Raw genomic sequence first — 17,276 nt, 5'->3', positions numbered from 1 at the left:
TAAGAAGATAAAGTGACTATCGCTACTCTTTCAAGTTCATTATATAGATGTACTTCTCTTAAGAAGAGTAGTATGTTTTAGTATAAGTGAACACTTGCCTTTTAGAATAGCGATGCAAGGGATGATTAAAGGAATAAAAGATTCCTACTTTTGGAAAGTATTTTGTAACTGCCTGATTATTAACAAATAGAATAATCGTGCAGGATTGGTGATATTTGCCTGAACTAAAGTATATCAATGGGAAATACTGAATACGCACAATGGTATGTCATGCGTGATTTAAAACGGTGTAATGCTAAAAAGCCGGCATACAAACAACTGCAAGAAGCAGGAGTAAAGGTGTTTGTCCCCTTGAAGTGGCAAATCATTTTGCAAAAGGGCAAAAAGGTGCGTGAGAAAGTTCCGGTCATTCAAGATTTGCTCTTTGTTTATGATTCCCGTCAGCATTTGGACTCCATTGTGGAAAGAACCAAAACGCTTCAATACCGTTGGTTGCGGAATACGTTCCGGGAGCCTATGACTGTGTCTGATTTGGAAATGGACAGATTCATACAAGCCGTCAGCAGTTCCGATTCACCCAAATATTATTTGCCGGAAGAAATAACCCCTCAGATGTGCGGACATAAAATTCGGATTATAGGAGGCGCTCTCAATGGATATGAGGGCTGTTTGCTTAAAATACGAGGCAGCAAGATAAAACGCTTGCTTGTCGAATTAAAGGGTTATCTCGCTGTTGGTGTGGAGGTTCTTCCTGAGTATATTCAATTTGCCTGATACGATATTTATGACTGTTATTTCAAATGTAATGGACAATTCCAGTGCCTTTTGGGTTGTCAACTCCTTGTTTGTATTCGCCTTGAGCGTATTTTGTGCCGGCGTCTTGATTCCACAAATCTTGTTGATATCATTTCGTAAGCGTCTGTTTGATGTGCCTGATGAACGGAAGATCCATCAGGGAGTAGTACCCCGTTTAGGAGGGATAGCCTTCAAGCCGGTTGTCTTTTTCTCGGTGGCACTTGCTTTGGGACTCAATATGTTGTTGGGATACGGTCAGCTTCTTGGTAATATCGGCAGTGAAAGCCGCCCGTTGGCATTCGGCTTCTGTACCATTATGATGCTTTATCTGGTTGGTATGGCTGATGACCTGATTGGTATCCGTTACCGTGCCAAGTTCGCCATACAGATTATTTGCGGATTACTGGTCATTGCAGGCGGGCTGTGGATCAATAACCTGCACGGTTTGCTGTTTATTCACGCTCTTCCTGAATGGATTGGATACCCCATTACCTTATTCGCCGTGGTATTTATTATCAATGCCATCAATCTGATAGATGGGATAGACGGATTGGCTTCCGGATTGTGTGGAGTGGCTATGCTTTTTTATGGATTGGTGTTTTTTATAATAGGCGAATACATTTATGCCCTGCTCGCTTTTGCGACACTTGGAGTGCTCGTCCCCTTTTTCTATTATAACGTATTTGGAGATCCTGCCAAAAAGAACAAAATATTCATGGGTGATACCGGCAGCTTGACGATTGGTATGATGACTTGCATTTTAAGTCTGAAACTGCTTAACGGGTTTCCGGTAAATCCCTCTATGCAACAGCCTAATGCTTTCTTTTTAGCCTATTCACCGCTTATCATTCCCTGTTTTGATGTGGTACGGGTTTATTTGCACCGTGTGCGAAACGGAAAGAATCCCTTTTTGCCAGATAAGAACCATATCCATCACAAAATGCTTGCCATTGGTATGAAGCAGCGTACAGCCATGATTACCATTGTGCTTATATCCGTCTGTTTTACCCTGTGCAATATTTTGCTTTCACGTTATATAAATGTAACCTTACTTTTAGTACTGGACATCTTTATATGGACCTTGGGTAATCTATGGTTAACCCGTAGAATCCATATAGCTCATTCGAAACTATAGTTTTATATCAATATGAATTTTTGCAAAAATTTAATTGGGGCAATATTACTCCTGTTTTTAGGAGCTTGCTCAACTTCAAAAGAAGTCGTTTATTTTCAAGATTTACGTCCGGGCGAAAGTGAATTGGCACTTACTGATCCGGTAGAGATTAAGATTCAGCCGAAAGACAAATTGTCTATTTTAGTCAACAGCCAGGATTTGCGCCTAACCAACCTGTTTAACTTGCCGATTGTTTCTCAACAGATCGGCATGGAGGGCTCTTCCGGTTCTAATCGTGGTGTGTCCGGTTATACGGTAGATTCCAAAGGGAACATTGACTTTCCCGTGTTGGGAGAAATCCATATAGCCGGTATGACCCGTGAAGAGGTGGCTACCTATATAAAAAAAGAGCTACAGTCGCATGATTTGATTAAAGACCCTGTTGTTACGGTGGAATATATGAATCTCAGCGTAGCCGTAATGGGTGAAGTGAACAATCCCGGCCGTTTTAGTATCGACAAGGATAACCTTACCATCCTGGATGCCTTAAGCCAAGCGGGAGACCTCACTATTTACGGAAAGAGAGAAAAGGTATTAGTATTACGTAAAGAAGAAGGAAAACAGCGGGTTTATGGTGTCAATCTCTGTTCGGCTGAGCATCTTTATACTTCACCTGCCTATTATCTGCAACAGAATGATGTGGTATATGTGGAGCCTAATGCCACCAAAGCCCGTCAGTCTACCGTAAACGGGAACAATGTGCGCAGCACCTCTTTCTGGATTTCCCTGGCTTCTTTATTGACCTCCATCGCTGTACTTATCGCTAAATAAAAAAGAGAAATGGCTACTATTCAGAATAAATCAACAGTACAAAATACGCAGGATTTCATTACCATACAGGATTTGTTTTACCTCTGTCTCAACAAATGGCACTGGTTTGCCATTTCATTGGCCTTATGTTTGGGGGTTGCGACCTTTTATCTGTTGAGAACCCCATCGGTATATGTCAGAACTGCCTCTATTTTGATTAAGGACGATTCCAAAGGGAAATCTTCTTCTACGGATATGGAGTCTTTTTCCGATCTGGGACTGTTTACGACCAACACCAATGTCTATAACGAGATGGGAACTTTGAAGTCTCCCGACATCATGCGTGAAGTGGTGTCTCGATTGCATTTGGAAATGAATTATCAGACAGACGGACGTTTTCATAAACAGACTGTGTATGGAAACCAACTTCCTGTCCAGGTGGTGATTCCTAATCTTTCCGAGAATGAATCCGCAACTTTCGAACTGCATCTGGCAAAGGATGGTGCAGTGGAATTATCCTCTTTTACACGGAATGGAACAGAAATAGAAAATGATGGTTTTGTGAAAGGCAATTTGAATGACAGTATTCAAAGCCCCCTAGGTCCTATTGTCGTTATTCCATCGGCTGCTTATTCAGGCAAAATAGAAAGTACCATTTATGTAACCCGCCAGTCTTTGTCTGCGGCATCAGCTGGCTGTTCTGCTCGCTTGAATATATCCCAGAACGATGAGAAGTCCAATATCATCACGCTGTCTTTCCAGGATGTGTGCACCCAACGGGCGGAAGATGTGCTCAATACCCTTATATCCGTTTACAATGAGAACTGGGTAAGGGACAAGAATCAGATAGCGGTCAGTACATCCATGTTCATCAATGAGCGTTTGGGTGTGATTGAGGGTGAGCTTGGCAATGTGGATGATGATATATCTTCTTTCAAAAGTGAGCATTTGCTGCCGGATGTACAGGCGGCAGCAAATATGTATATGACTCAAGCCAATGAAGCCAATGCCGCAATTCGTGAATTGAACAACCAGACATATATGGCCCGATACATAAAGAACTATTTGACCAATGAAAACAATAAACATCAGTTACTCCCTGCCAATTCCGGCATTGAAAATGCAAACCTTGCCACACAGTTGAATGAATATAATACCAAGTTATTGGAGCGCAATAGCTTGGTGTCTCATAGTAGTGCCAAGAACCCCTTAGTCAGGGAAATGGACAAGTCGTTGGATGATATGCGAAGCGCTTTGATCACTTCCATTGACAACCAAATGGTAGCTTTGCGTGCACAAATCAGAAGTTTGGAGGCCATTGGGGGACAGGCAACTTCGCAGATTGCCTCCAACCCGAAGCAGTCCAAATACCTGCTTAGCGTGGAGCGCCAACAAAAGGTGAAGGAGTCACTTTACCTATATCTGTTACAAAAACGTGAGGAGAACGAGCTTTCTCAGGCATTTACGGCCTACAATACCCGTATTATAACAAAGCCTGGAGGAAGCATGATTCCTACCGCTCCCGTAAAGAAGAACATTTTCCTGGTGGCTTTTGCCTTGGGTATATTGATACCGATAGTCATTGTGTTCATGCGTGAAAACATGAATACCCGTGTTCGTGGAAGAAAAGACCTGGAGGGCTTGAGCGTTCCTTTTATCGGAGAGATTCCTTTGTCTATACGTGGCAAGAAAAGAGTAAAATCACATGAGGAACATACCATTGTGGTTAAAGAAGGAAGCCGTGATATTATGAATGAGGCTTTTCGTGTCTTGCGTACCAATCTGGAATTCATGATTGGCAAAGATCAATCCTCCAATGTGATTGTAGTTACCTCGTTCAATCCGGGCAGTGGAAAATCGTTCTTGACCATGAACATAGCCATGAGTCTTGCCATCAAAAATAAAAAAGTATTGGTTATTGACGGCGACCTTCGCCATGCCTCTGCTTCAGCTTATATCCATTCGCCCAAAATTGGTTTGAGTAATTATTTAGGAGGACAAGTGGATCGGATTTCTGACATTATTGTTACAGATGAGAAACATGCTTCATTCAGTTTCATCCCCGTAGGTACCATCCCTCCCAATCCGACCGAACTGTTGTTTGATGACCGGTTACGGGAAGCAATCGATACTTTAAAGCAACAATATGATATTGTATTGATTGACTGTCCGCCGGTTGAACTGGTAGCCGATACGCAAATCATAGAGAAACTGGCCGATCGTACGATTTTTGTGGTACGTGCAGGCCTGTTGGAGCGCAGCATGCTTCCAGAGTTGGAAAATATTTACCGAGAAATGAAGTACAAGAATATGTCTGTAATTCTCAATGGAACGGAAGGATCTGGCGGACGGTACGGTTATCAATATGGTTACAAGTACGGCTACAATTATGGATATGCCGGATATACGAAGGAAGAGTAAACGGAAAGATGTGGTCTTTTAGAAAGCGTATCAGCCTTGCTGACAGTGGAATCTTTCGGGAATTCACCGACTGGCACTGTCATCTGCTCCCCGGAGTGGATGACGGCGTGCAGACAATGGAAGAGAGTCTGCAAATCCTATCCCTCTATGAACAGTTGGGTGTAAAAGATGTTTGGTTGACTCCGCACATCATGGAGGATATGCCAAATACGACATCCGTTCTGAAAGCCCGTTTTGAGGAATTGAAAACTGTTTATCAAGGAGACATCGCACTGCATCTTGCAGCTGAGAATATGCTCGATAACCTCTTCGAGGAACGCTTGGCGAAGAGTGACCTGCTTCCGTTGAGCAAAAACGGGAAGCACCTATTAGTAGAGACTTCCTACTTCAATCCTCCGATGGGACTGAACAACATCCTACTCCGCATCAAGTCGAAAGGATATACACCTGTTCTGGCGCATCCTGAACGGTATAATTACATGGAGGAGAGCGACTACCGTCAATTGAAAGGATTGAGTGTAAAATTTCAACTTAATCTCTTCTCTTTGGTCGGTGCATACGGAACAGAAGTAAGGAAGAAAGCCAGATGGCTGATGAAAAAAGGTTTCTATGACTTGGCGGGTAGCGACACACACGGTCTCGCTGTCTTGGAGTCAACTATATACAAACAAAAATTACCACAAACCGGCTATGAACAGGTGTTCAAAGCCGATCTATGGTAACTGAAAACAGATTAAGTAGCAGATTCAATGTTATGGTATTCACACATTCGTAACTATTCAGCGATAAATATTTTCACTAATGGTTGTATTAAGAAGAAAATAGTTTTATATTGAAAAAATAAAAAAGAATATGTAAACAAATAGAAAGTAGATGTATCTATTTTGTATGCTTTTCTCTTTTTCTTAGCAAACACTATCATCGGAAACATCTGATTATCAACATTGTTTAATCGCTGAATAGTTACATACATTCTTTTAATTGTTAATTATGTGTAAAGTAAATTTGTATCATGTCAGAAGGACACGGACATGATGTACCGCACCGGACACTTTATCTTTATAATCGGACTCTCCGAAGTCTTCCAATGAACTGCGGATCGTATCCGTGAAATGTTTCTTATTTCTGAAAGCCAAGCCATCATTGCCAACCATTATGACAACATTTATAAAAAATAGATAGTGTGTCCAGTTTGATGTCCTAGCTTTTAGTTCAAAAAAGATATGATATAAGTTCCAAAGTTCTGATAATCACACCTCTTTAAAACATAATGACCTCATGAATTAGCAATACTTTTTCGTCTGTTAAAATTGTACCTAAAAACAATACTATTTTAGTTAATAATCAATAGATTAAGTTGTTAATTCAATATCAAAAACGAGAACGTAGAACTGGACACCCTAAAAAATAGATGCTTACAAGAGAATGCCTACAGTCGTTGCACGCTTAGAACCAAGTAAGAAAAATGCCGGGCGTGGTACGGTCTATTATCGAATCTACAAAGGGCACAATCGGAGGATGGAATTTTCTTCTCGTCTTCACATATCTGTTATTTCTTGGGATGAAACCAAGCGGACAGTAAAAGGAGATAATCCCGAAGCTTGTCGCTTCCGTACCCAAATCCGGACAGACCTTGAACTTTTGCGCAAAATCATTACGGAAGATGATGCCGGTCTTCTGACTATGGGCGACATAATACATATTTTCAAACGCCAAAGAACGGTTTTTCATCATCCAAAATAGAAAGATGGAAATTTTTAAAAAACTTTTAACGGATGTAGGGACTATGTCAACATGATGTATAGTAAAATCACTTTGGCTGTAAGTTACTATTAAATTCAGATTCTATATAGATTTTGTTTAACATTTGGCATATTTAAAATATTAAATTAAGACAATCTTTATGAAATTATCAATTATCATACCAGCTTACAACGTTGAGCAATATATAGGTAAATGTCTGGATTCCGTTTATAAATATCCCTCATCTGAAAGGGACTTTGAGGTGATAGTTATTGATGATGGTTCATCGGATAACACCTTGACTATTGCAAATGACATAAAGTATGCACATACGAATCTAAAGGTAATCCACAAGGAGAATGAAGGTGTGTGTACTGCTAGAAATTTAGGATTGGAGGAAGCAAAGGGTGAATATGTCATGTTTGTAGATGCCGATGACTGGATAATGGGGGGGGGTAAAACAGCTTATTGAAAGTATAGATAGGCATAAAGGGGCAGAAGTAATAGCTTTCCGTTGCTATTTGGATGACGGGACAACAGAGTTCGGAAAATGGAACTTCCCAACATACAAAGTATATAAAGGAACCGACTTGTTCTTGTCACATGGTTTTGTCCGAGGCAGTGTGTGGGGGGGCTTTCTATTCCCTGAAATTTCTGAATAGGTATTCCATAAGATTTCCGCTTGGTATCACACACGGTGAGGACACATTTTTCTCTACCCTTGTAGGAATGTATGCAGAAAACTACCAATTTGAAGACAAACATATATACACCGTTTACGCAAGACAAGGAAGCGCATGCAGGACACATGATATGAAACGGGTATATCGATATAAAAACAACTTGATAACCATTAACGAATATCTGAACGATCATCCAAACCTTACCGAAGAACAAAAAAGCATGATGAGAAATCTCTTATTCAATGTGCTAAGTAGTTCCATCATCATGTATATGTTCGTAGGCGGGCGCAATCCATGGTATCTAAAACGAATGTTAGGAATCAAGCAATACCTGCCCATCAGTATCAACGGTGTATCAAACATGATAACGAAAAACAAGATACGGTTAATGAATTTCTCGTACGTACTGTATTTCGTATTGTATCAAATGTATTTTAAATTCAAGAAAATAATATAGGATTACAATAATGGTAAGCAGTGTAAGAAGCAATTTCCTTTGGAATTTATTACTTAATATATCAGGTTACTTATACTCCATTCTCACATTTCCATATGTAACACGGGTATTGGGAGCTGAAGGACTTGGTATTGCGAGTTTTGCTTTGAGCATCGTTGATTATGCAATACTGTTGGCTTCACTCGGAATAAGTGCAGTAGGAATACGTTATATCGCACAAAATAGCGACGATGAGAAGAAAAGGACAGAACTGTTTAATGGGTTGACTTCGATACATTTGACTTTGTCGCTTGTTTTGTTACTAATTTACTTGCTTTTTGTTACCTATATTCCCCAATTAAGCGAATATAAGACACTTTATTGGATAGGCGGAACAAAGATATTGTTCAATGTCTTTCTCGTGGAATGGTTGTTTCAGGGTATGCAGGATTTTAGATATATCACACTGCGAACCTTGTTTATAAGGACACTATATATTTTAGGTGTCTTCCTCTTTGTCAGGGATAGAGGTGATTATGATAACTACTTTTATGTGACCATTGGTCAAATAGCCATCAATGCCACAATAAACTGGAAATATTCAAGGCGATATGCCAGATTTAAGTACAGTATTCGGAAATGCAAAGAATATCTTTTTCCTATCTTATCTATGGGAATAGACAAGATACTGCTATCCTTCTACGCTACATTCAATGTCCTGTTTTTGGGATTCAGTTGCGGGAATCTTGCAGTAGGCTACTATACAGCTGCAATAAAGTTATATACAATCATCCTGTCTGTAATCGTTGCATTCAACTCTGTATTCGTTCCCTATCTTAATGATATCTATGCAAAAGGTAACCTGAATGCATTCCGAGAGATAATCATAAGGTCGATACGACTGATTAGTACAGTATCTATACCTTTAATTGTAGGTGGAATCATACTGGCACCACAGATAATCATGTTAGTCGCAGGGTCAGGTTATGAGAATGCAGTCTTCCCTTTCAGGGTGATACTCATTCAAGTCTTGTTTGTCGGCTTGGCACAAGTATTCAAAGACCAGATATTATTGACATATAAAAAATTCAAGCAGATACTTTTTGTCACATGTTTGACAACCAGTCTTTCACTTTTGATGATTGTCATATTAGTTCCTCATTATGCAGAAAAAGGAACGGCATTGGCTGTTGCAGTACCGCACCTGATTGAAATTATCATGTTTACTCACTATGCACGTAAATGCATAGACATTCCCCCTATATATCAGCATTTGGCTACTAATTGTCTGATTAGCGTTCCCATCATTGTAATATGCGAAATCGCAAAAACATATATAAACCATTATGTGATAGTATTGGTGACAGCTATCATTATTTCTTTTATCTATTGGACTTTTGTGAAGTTCTATATCATAAAAGACACACTTTTGTTAGATCAAATAAAAAAGATAATATGTCAAGTTGTGCCGAAAAAGAACGGGTAGTTTGGATTGACTGGGCAAAGGCATTACTAATTTATTTTGTCGTAGTGGGACATGCCGGTTGTAAAGACAATGTACAAATCATATTGTATGCATTTCATATGCCCGCATTCTTTGTCATTTCCGGCTATCTGTATAGACCTAGACAATGCCTGAAAACCATCAAGTGTCTGGTCATTCCCATTATCATCTATTCCACCGTTAATTTAGTTTTCAAGTTTGCCTTGGACATGACAAGACACGGATGCATAGACCTATTCCATTATGCTACGATGTCTTGGAGGGCTTTTTATGCAGTGGCATGGGGGAAGGATGGTTACGTCACCTTATTTGTCGGAGTATGGTTCGTCGTTGTACTCGCCTTGTGCCGTTGTCTTATGGGAGATGTGAAGTACTTCAAATTCATCAGCCAACATTACATTGAATTAGCACTTTTGATGATGTTATGGATGGTTTGTGAAAAACATATATTTCCGACTAATTCGAGTGATATACAAGATATGTATCTTTATAGAGTACTATCTTGTTTCCCATTCATGGCATTAGGGAAATTCATAAAAGAACAACAGCTACAACTTGTTGGTTTTATGAGTTATAAATTACCCCCCCCCTAAAAATCTGCAGGGTACATTAAGCAAAATACTAATCTTGATATTGGGTATTATTGTTGTACTGGACAATGGATTGGTCTATGTATGGAGTAATGATTATGGTGATAACACGTTCGTGTTTTTCACAGGTGCAATCATTCTGTCATTTTCATTGTTCAAAGCCTGCAACTATTTAAAAGCAAATATGTTTATCAAGACCATAAGTAACGGAACACTGATGATATTGGGTGTGCATAGCATAACAATAGTAGTATTCCATAACGCCCTTGAATTGTGTCATATAGCCAATACATCCATCGAACCGTGGATAGTCGGATTGCTAACAATGTTTGTTTGCTACTATCCTATCCAGTGGTTATCTTTAAAATTTCCCATCTTGTTGGGTAAATAAAATCAATCCATGCAACAGTTTCAGAGTTTATTATGTAACTTCTACCTCTTTGTGAAATATTTGCTGGGGGGGGGTAAAACGACGTTTGACTCAAACAATTGTCGTCACAATATTAAAGAACGCGAAAGCCAATTTTTATGAAAAGAGTATTATTTTTTATGGAATGCCTGTCTTGAACATTCAAAAAGGAGCGAATATCTTCATTGGACAACATTTTATATGCACATCAGGCATACAATATCCAATAGACAACAGAATATGCAGTAAGATCAATGTCATGAAAGATGCCACATTGTCCATAGGGGATGATGTGGGAATGTCGAATACGTGTATTCACTGTCATAAAAGCATTACCATCGAAAAGGGAACAAAGATAGGTGCGGGATGCTTGATTGTTGATACGGACTTCCATAGTCTACATTGGGAAGACAGAGCCGATCATACAGACATAGAAAAAAGACAGTGTAAGCCAGTCCATATAGGAGCATACGCATTCATCGGTACTAACAGTATCATACTGAAAGGTGTAAATATCGGAGAAAAAGCAATAATAGGAGCAGGGAGTGTCGTGTCAAGAGATATTCCATCCGGTGAAATTTGGGGTGGTAATCCTGCCAAATTCATCAAGAAGATACCATAGTCATGATAAAAGAAATCGAAGTAGTAGAAGAGAGGTTGATATTCCAGGATTATATTCTATTTATCATCATCTTTCTCTGCACATATTTTAATTGGGGAGTCTGGAGTACGGTGACATCATTTTTGCCGCTACTGAAATTAATGGGTGCGCCATTGTTGTGCTTTATTCTTTCGTTCTACTTATTTTCCCATTCGCTAATGAGGAATTATAGAACCTTGTACCAACCTCTCCATTTATTAATCATCATAGCTTCCTTTTGGACTTTTTTCAAACTTTTCCAAACCATACAGACCACAGGATTCAATGCCGCTTTTACCGTATATCGTCGCAATTATATCGTTCTACCCTCATTCCTGCTGTGTATGCCCTATATATCAGCAATGAGTATTCAACGACTTGAAAAATTCGGTGGTCTAATACTGAAATGGATTATTCCGCTGACAATCTTGTATGTACTACAATGCTGTGGCATCCCATTGTTCTCCAGCAATATTACCTACCAAACAAGTGGAGAAGTCACAGTACTTCGCAACATCTTAGGTATGCCACCTGTACTTCCTGTGATTTTAGCATTTTGCTTTGTTTGTTACCTCAAACTCCACGAAAAGAGATTCTTGAAGTTTGTATTGATTGCTCTTTTCGTAACCTTTATTTCGTTTACGCGCAGCCTGATTGCATCTGCCGCTTTTGTAGTCACACTTGCAATGCTATTTTATATTTGGAAAAATGGTATGCACTCCCGCTTGTTCATGTTGGTGTTCTATGTCTTACTGGCTACAATGCTACTGATGATCATCTACCCCTCGGCATTTTACTTTTGGGACAATCTGATAGATAACACCCTAAATTCACAGCTTGCCAAGAATCAAGGCACCTATGCCTTTAGACAACGACTGATTGAGAAAGTTATCATCAAGTTAGAAAATCATGATGATATTCTAACAGGATTAGGCTATGTGAGAGATGTCGCCAAAGGAAAATACAGCTTCGTCTTAGGAGGAGATACATATATTGCCCCCATTCTATGGTGCGAAGGCTTCATCGGACTTATTTTACGATGCTTGCCGTTTGTATATCTCTTATGGAGCGGTTTTAAGTTGTATAGCCATTCTTTAGACGAAATGGAAGAAGTAATTGGAATAGTGATTCTGGCTTGCGTACTTTCAGAAATTCCCAATTACGTGCAATCATCGGTTATCATGCATTATAATCATGTGATGGGAATGTTATATATGCTTTTGGTATATGCATATAAAAGACGTAATGAAATTGATTAAAACAAGATAGCTATATGCTTAAAATTTCAGTTGTAACAGTGTCGTTCAATCAAGGACGATTTATCCGTCAAAACATAGAATCGGTTTTGAATCAGGGATATACTAACTTTGAACATGTCATCATAGATGGTGGCTCCACTGATGAAACCATCTCTATACTGAAAGAGTATCCACACCTAAATTGGGTTTCAGAGAAGGACAAAGGACAATCAGATGGACTAAACAAAGGGTTCAGAAAGGCAACAGGGGAAATAATAGTTTGGATAAACAGTGACGATATGCTCGCACCTGGAGCGTTGCATATTATTGATGATTTTTTCTCCAATAGCCCGGACAAGTATCTGCTTACAGGGCATCAAGTCATCATTGATGGTGATGGAAATAGACTTCGTGTATTGAAAGCACATCCTTTTACATACGACCATTTACTCAATGATCCGTCGTCTGTAATGCAAAATTCCACCGTATTCAGACGTTCAGTATTAGAAGATGTCGGGTACTTGGACGAACGATTTCACTACACGATGGATCATGAACTGTTCGTGAGGATAGTCCGTAAATATAAAAGCTATACCGTAGATGCGGAAATTGGTTATTTCCGAGTATGGGAAGAAAGTAAAACGACTACATCTCAAATATGCTTTTTCAAGGAATTAGCTCACATGAAAATTAAACATCATGCACGCTTAATTTCCAAAGGAAATGCTTGGTTGGTTTGGCAATTTATCAAAGAGCCATTCAAACGGATACCGGGTTTTAGAAACCTAATAAGAAGAATAAAAGGAGTAGAACCTATACATTATTGATTAGTAGGGTAATATGGCTGTAAATGTATTGATTATCTCGTCTGCTATCAGTCCAAACGGAGGTACGATAGGCAAAATACGAAAACTTATAACTACATCCAATGGCATTAATTATTCTATCTATTTTGTGTGCAATAAACAGAATATAGCCAATGCGAAGGAAGAAGACAGTTTTTATAGGTGCAATGGCATCAAAGCCTTTTATGGCAATTATGGGAGGAATCTGTTTCGGTTTGCTTTGGATATACATAATGTGGTAAAGCAGGAAAAAATAGATATTGTACATTTCTATTTTAATGTTGAACATTCATTTGTTTTGGTTTTAAAGCTATTGTGCCCCAAGACCATCTATGTACGCTCTTTTGTCGGATATATTCCTCTGTCCGGGCTGCAAAAGAGGCTGATGTCACTGGTTATACGCATGGTTGATAACTATATCTATATCTCCAAATACATAGAAGCTATGTATCAAAAAGATTTCAAGCAATTGAAATCAAAAAAGGGGACAATCATTTATAACTGTCCAGTGAATGTAGCTAAGGTTTCAGATAGTCAAGAAAGAAACCTTGTATTGTATGTAGGGGGACTCAATAGGCATAAGAACGTATTCCTTCTTGTTGAGATGATGAACCAAGTTGTGAATACATACAGACGTTCAGACATTATCTTGACAATCATTGGTGACGGCCCATGCCGTGAGGATTTAGAGAAGATGATACATGAGTACGGGATCGCAGATAATGTCCGGCTGTTGGGATACAAGAAGAATATAGCGGATTATTTGAACAAAACACAGATTTACGTGCATCCCGCAACAAACGAGGGATTTGGAATCAGTGTGGTAGAAGCTATGTTTATGAAATGTCCTTGCATGGTAGCCAATGCCTCGGCATTGCCCGAACTGGTTGATGAGCATTGCGGATACATCCTGCCACCATCGGATTCTACAGCCTGGGCAAAACAGTTGATAGCGATGGTAGATAATCCATCATTATGTTGTAGGATGGGGGAAGAGGCCTCTAAAAGAGCACGAAAAATGTTTTCGGAAGAGGCGTTTGTCCATAATCACGACAATTATTATCGTAGTTTAATTAAAAGTAATCATAGACAATGAAAGAAATTGAAATTGCAGTAATCGGACTTGGTTATGTGGGATTGCCATTAGCAAGATTATTCTCCACCAAATTTCGAACAGTGGGATTTGATATGAACAAGGATCGGGTCGAGAGCCTGATGAGTGGACACGATGCAACTCTTGAGGTAGAAGATTCGTTGCTCCAAGAAGCGATTCAGAAGAATGGATTCAAGTGTACCACAGACTTGGAAGATATAAGAGACTGCAACTTCTATGTTGTGGCAGTTCCAACTCCTGTGGATGAGAACAACCGACCCGACCTCAAACCATTGTGGGGCGCGAGTGAGACCGTTGGTAAGGTAATCTCTAAGGGAGATATTGTGGTTTACGAATCCACCGTATATCCTGGCGTGACCGAAGAAGAGTGTTTACCCATGGTGGAACGTGTGAGCGGATTGAAATTTAATGTTGATTTCTACGCCGGTTACAGTCCTGAACGCATCAATCCCGGTGACAAACAGCATACCGTCGAGAAAATCAAGAAAGTCACCTCGGGATCTACACCCGAAATTGCCGATATCGTAGATGGTGTGTACAATTCGGTACTCATCAACGGTACACACAAAGCACCTTCGATAAAAGTTGCAGAGGCATCGAAGATAATTGAGAACAGCCAGCGTGATGTAAACATTGCCTTTATGAATGAATTGGCCAAAATATTTAATGCCATGGGAATCGACACGCATGATGTTATTGAAGCGGCAGCCTCGAAGTGGAATTTCATCAAACTAAGCCCAGGTCTTGTGGGAGGGCACTGCATCTCTGTTGACCCCTATTACCTGATTCAGAAAGCACAGGTGTATGGTGTGCTGCCACGTGTGATGTCGAATGCACGTCGCCTTAACGACGGCATGGGAGAGTATGTGGCACAACAGGTCATCAAACTGATGAATAAAAAAGGTGTGCTGGTAAAAGATGCGCATATCTTATTATTGGGCATCACATTCAAGGAGAATTGTCCTGATATCCGTAATACCAAAGTGGTGGATATTTATCATACACTAAAGGAATATACAGCCAATATGACTGTTTGTGACCCATGGGCTGATGCAGATGCTGTAAAGCATGAATACGGAATCGACATTGTCAAAGAAGTTATAAACGATGAAAAATATGATGCAGTGGTACTTTGTGTAGCACATCATATATTCCTGAACATGGATATACGTAGTATGCTACGTGATGAGACCAGCGTAGTGTATGATGTGAAAGGGACGCTTGACCGTACGGTAATTGATGGGAGACTGTAACATGACAATACTCGATCTTATCAAGACAGATCTCGCAGCCATACGCGCAAAGAGTGATATGTGGCATATCATCTTATACTTCCTTTTCAGTCATGACAAGCGCGCCTTACTCCTCATCAGATTAGTGAACTTGGGGGGGGGTAATTTCAAGGCTTTGCAAGCATATACTTAAACATTATTATTTTATTGAAGCTAATTGTAAGGATATTGGTCCTTATTTCCGGATGCCCCATCCTTATGGAATCATATTGAGTGCAGAAAAAATCGGTCAGAACTGTCTGATAGGGCAATATGTGACATTGGGAGGCAATAATTGCAAAGAACGCCTTGAGGAAGGAAAATGTATAAGGACACCTATCGTAGGCGACAATGTAAATATCCTTGCAGGAAGTGTCGTGGCAGGACCAATTATTATAGGAAATGATGTAGTCATCGGATCCAATAGCACTGTTACGTTTGATGTAGAAGCCAACACCTTATTATACAATAGACCGATTGTATCAAAACATAAAATCATTGTCCCTGGTTACAAAGGGGCATTTATTAAGCAAGAATGAATCATACATCCCGTCTGTTAGTTTTCCATCGCACCATTGCGCCATACCGCATTGATTTCTTCAACGATTTATCGGAGGCATTTGATGCGCGTGTGTGCCTACAGTACAAGAATCTGCTGAATCAGAAGTTCGACTACGACAAGATAATCGAACAGTTTCGTTTCAATCCCATCTATCTTAAAGAGCTGGTACGTGTAAAATCGCTCATCATTAGCTGTAACTATTGGAAGCAACTGGACGAACACCGCCCGGATATTGTATTGGTCAGCGAATTCGGTCTTGACTGCATTGCAGTACTGTTGCATCGCTGGCTGAAACGAAGAGCATACAAGGTGGTATCAGTCTGTGACGACAGTTATAATATGGTGGCGGAACACAACGACTTCTCCGCATTGCACCGCCGGCTTCGAAAATGGATAACTCCCAAATTGGATGAACTGATTCTGGTGGAACCGAAAGTGACGGAATGGTATAGATACCACTATGGCAAAGGTTATTGTTTCCCTATATTGAAAGAAGACCATCAGGCTCGTGAGGTGTACAGTCGCCTGCTTCCTAAAAGTAAAATATTGGCAGAACGGAATCGATTGACAGACAAACGTGTGATTCTATTTGTAGGTCGTCTGGTAGCACTGAAGAATGTGGAGACGATAATTGAAGCATTCACCGCCATACAAACGGATGAGTGTGCTTTGGTGATTGTCGGAGACGGACCCGAACGGAAGATGTTGGAGCAATTGGCTGCTGGAAAAGATGCTCACATTCTTTTTACAGGGCGCTTGGAAAGCGATGAATTGTATGCTTGGTATAATATCGCAAGTGTATTTATATTAGCAAGTTACCAAGAGCCTTTCGGGACTGTGGTCAATGAAGCACTGCTGGCAGGATGCAAGAGCCTTGTATCTTGCCGTGCCGGATCGTCCTGCTTAATAGAAGAAGGGAAAAACGGATACACATTCGATCCAACCGATGTGAATGATTTAGCTGCAAAGCTGAAAAAGCTGAACGCTAAAGTACAACCCGCTACTTTTGATATGCTACGATCGTCACAGATGAAACAGACTTATGGTGCGTCTATGCAAGGACTCATACACCATCTTAAAACTTTATAAAATCGACAATAT

At 40.0% G+C, this 17,276-nt stretch carries 17 protein-coding genes; 16 read left to right on the top strand and 1 reads right to left on the bottom strand.

What is annotated here, in order from left to right; translation table 11 throughout:
* The first annotated feature begins 237 nt into the window (after positions 1-237).
* Genes DWX62_RS12425 through DWX62_RS12405 form a run of 5 tightly spaced genes read left to right on the top strand, consistent with a single transcriptional unit; the run spans position 238 to position 5,862 of the window.
* Positions 238-774, top strand: coding sequence for a UpxY family transcription antiterminator (locus DWX62_RS12425; RefSeq protein WP_009276713.1), 537 nt, complete (start codon positions 238-240; stop codon positions 772-774).
* Positions 775-784: 10 nt separating this feature from the next.
* Positions 785-1,930 (top strand): MraY family glycosyltransferase, encoded by a 1,146-nt coding sequence (locus DWX62_RS12420; RefSeq protein WP_120172906.1) that lies wholly within the window; start codon positions 785-787, stop codon positions 1,928-1,930.
* A 12-nt stretch (positions 1,931-1,942) separates the two neighbouring features.
* A complete protein-coding gene (locus tag DWX62_RS12415) occupies positions 1,943-2,740 on the top strand; it encodes a polysaccharide biosynthesis/export family protein (RefSeq protein WP_120172905.1) in 798 nt (265 codons plus the stop codon).
* A 9-nt stretch (positions 2,741-2,749) separates the two neighbouring features.
* Positions 2,750-5,140, top strand: coding sequence for a polysaccharide biosynthesis tyrosine autokinase (locus DWX62_RS12410; protein WP_120172904.1), 2,391 nt, complete (start codon positions 2,750-2,752; stop codon positions 5,138-5,140).
* 8 nt (positions 5,141-5,148) lie between these two features.
* The gene (locus DWX62_RS12405; RefSeq protein ID WP_120172903.1) at positions 5,149-5,862 is read left to right on the top strand and encodes a CpsB/CapC family capsule biosynthesis tyrosine phosphatase; all 714 of its coding nucleotides are present in this window, start codon (positions 5,149-5,151) and stop codon (positions 5,860-5,862) included.
* A gap of 288 nt (positions 5,863-6,150) precedes the next feature.
* Here DWX62_RS12405 and DWX62_RS22005 read toward each other — a convergent pair whose 3' ends face one another.
* On the bottom strand, positions 6,151-6,294 hold the full coding sequence (locus DWX62_RS22005) for a hypothetical protein (protein ID WP_165859019.1): 144 nt from the start codon (positions 6,292-6,294) through the stop codon (positions 6,151-6,153).
* Between the two features lie 271 nt (positions 6,295-6,565).
* Here DWX62_RS22005 and DWX62_RS12395 point away from each other — a divergent pair, with 271 nt between their 5' ends.
* The 11 genes from DWX62_RS12395 (at position 6,566) to DWX62_RS12330 (ending at position 17,264) form a co-directional block, all read left to right on the top strand.
* Positions 6,566-6,883, top strand: coding sequence for an Arm DNA-binding domain-containing protein (locus tag DWX62_RS12395; protein WP_120172901.1), 318 nt, complete (start codon positions 6,566-6,568; stop codon positions 6,881-6,883).
* Positions 6,884-7,043: 160 nt separating this feature from the next.
* Positions 7,044-7,355, top strand: coding sequence for a glycosyltransferase family A protein (locus DWX62_RS12390; RefSeq protein ID WP_120172900.1), 312 nt, complete (start codon positions 7,044-7,046; stop codon positions 7,353-7,355).
* A gap of 678 nt (positions 7,356-8,033) precedes the next feature.
* Positions 8,034-9,488 carry an oligosaccharide flippase family protein gene (locus tag DWX62_RS12380; protein ID WP_120172898.1) on the top strand — a complete coding sequence of 485 codons (1,455 nt, stop codon included), beginning with the start codon at positions 8,034-8,036 and terminating at the stop codon, positions 9,486-9,488.
* Complete coding sequence (locus tag DWX62_RS12375; RefSeq protein WP_120172897.1) at positions 9,458-10,099, top strand: acyltransferase family protein; 642 nt, start codon at positions 9,458-9,460, stop codon at positions 10,097-10,099. The genes DWX62_RS12380 and DWX62_RS12375 overlap by 31 nt, the downstream gene beginning before the upstream one ends.
* A 665-nt stretch (positions 10,100-10,764) precedes the next feature.
* On the top strand, positions 10,765-11,127 hold the full coding sequence (locus DWX62_RS22495) for an acyltransferase (RefSeq protein ID WP_279387160.1): 363 nt from the start codon (positions 10,765-10,767) through the stop codon (positions 11,125-11,127).
* A gap of 2 nt (positions 11,128-11,129) precedes the next feature.
* Positions 11,130-12,404, top strand: coding sequence for a hypothetical protein (locus DWX62_RS12360; RefSeq protein WP_120172895.1), 1,275 nt, complete (start codon positions 11,130-11,132; stop codon positions 12,402-12,404).
* 14 nt (positions 12,405-12,418) lie between these two features.
* On the top strand, positions 12,419-13,210 hold the full coding sequence (locus DWX62_RS12355) for a glycosyltransferase family 2 protein (protein ID WP_120172894.1): 792 nt from the start codon (positions 12,419-12,421) through the stop codon (positions 13,208-13,210).
* A 13-nt stretch (positions 13,211-13,223) separates the two neighbouring features.
* Positions 13,224-14,324, top strand: a complete 1,101-nt coding sequence (locus DWX62_RS12350) for a glycosyltransferase family 4 protein (protein ID WP_120172893.1) — start codon at positions 13,224-13,226, stop codon at positions 14,322-14,324.
* On the top strand, positions 14,321-15,595 hold the full coding sequence (locus tag DWX62_RS12345; protein WP_120172892.1) for a nucleotide sugar dehydrogenase: 1,275 nt from the start codon (positions 14,321-14,323) through the stop codon (positions 15,593-15,595). Before DWX62_RS12350 ends, DWX62_RS12345 begins: the two co-directional genes overlap by 4 nt.
* Positions 15,596-15,843: 248 nt before the next feature.
* Positions 15,844-16,152 carry a hypothetical protein gene (locus DWX62_RS12335; RefSeq protein WP_165859018.1) on the top strand — a complete coding sequence of 103 codons (309 nt, stop codon included), beginning with the start codon at positions 15,844-15,846 and terminating at the stop codon, positions 16,150-16,152.
* Positions 16,149-17,264: a glycosyltransferase family 4 protein gene (locus DWX62_RS12330; protein ID WP_120172889.1), complete on the top strand. Its 1,116-nt coding sequence runs from the start codon at positions 16,149-16,151 to the stop codon at positions 17,262-17,264. Before DWX62_RS12335 ends, DWX62_RS12330 begins: the two co-directional genes overlap by 4 nt.
* Positions 17,265-17,276: the final 12 nt, after the last annotated feature.

The sequence above is a fragment of the Bacteroides sp. AF20-13LB genome, assembly GCF_003603065.1.
Lineage (GTDB): Bacteria > Bacteroidota > Bacteroidia > Bacteroidales > Bacteroidaceae > Bacteroides > Bacteroides uniformis.
Note: the sequence above shows the minus strand (reverse complement) of the source record. Positions and strands in the feature narration are given on the sequence as shown.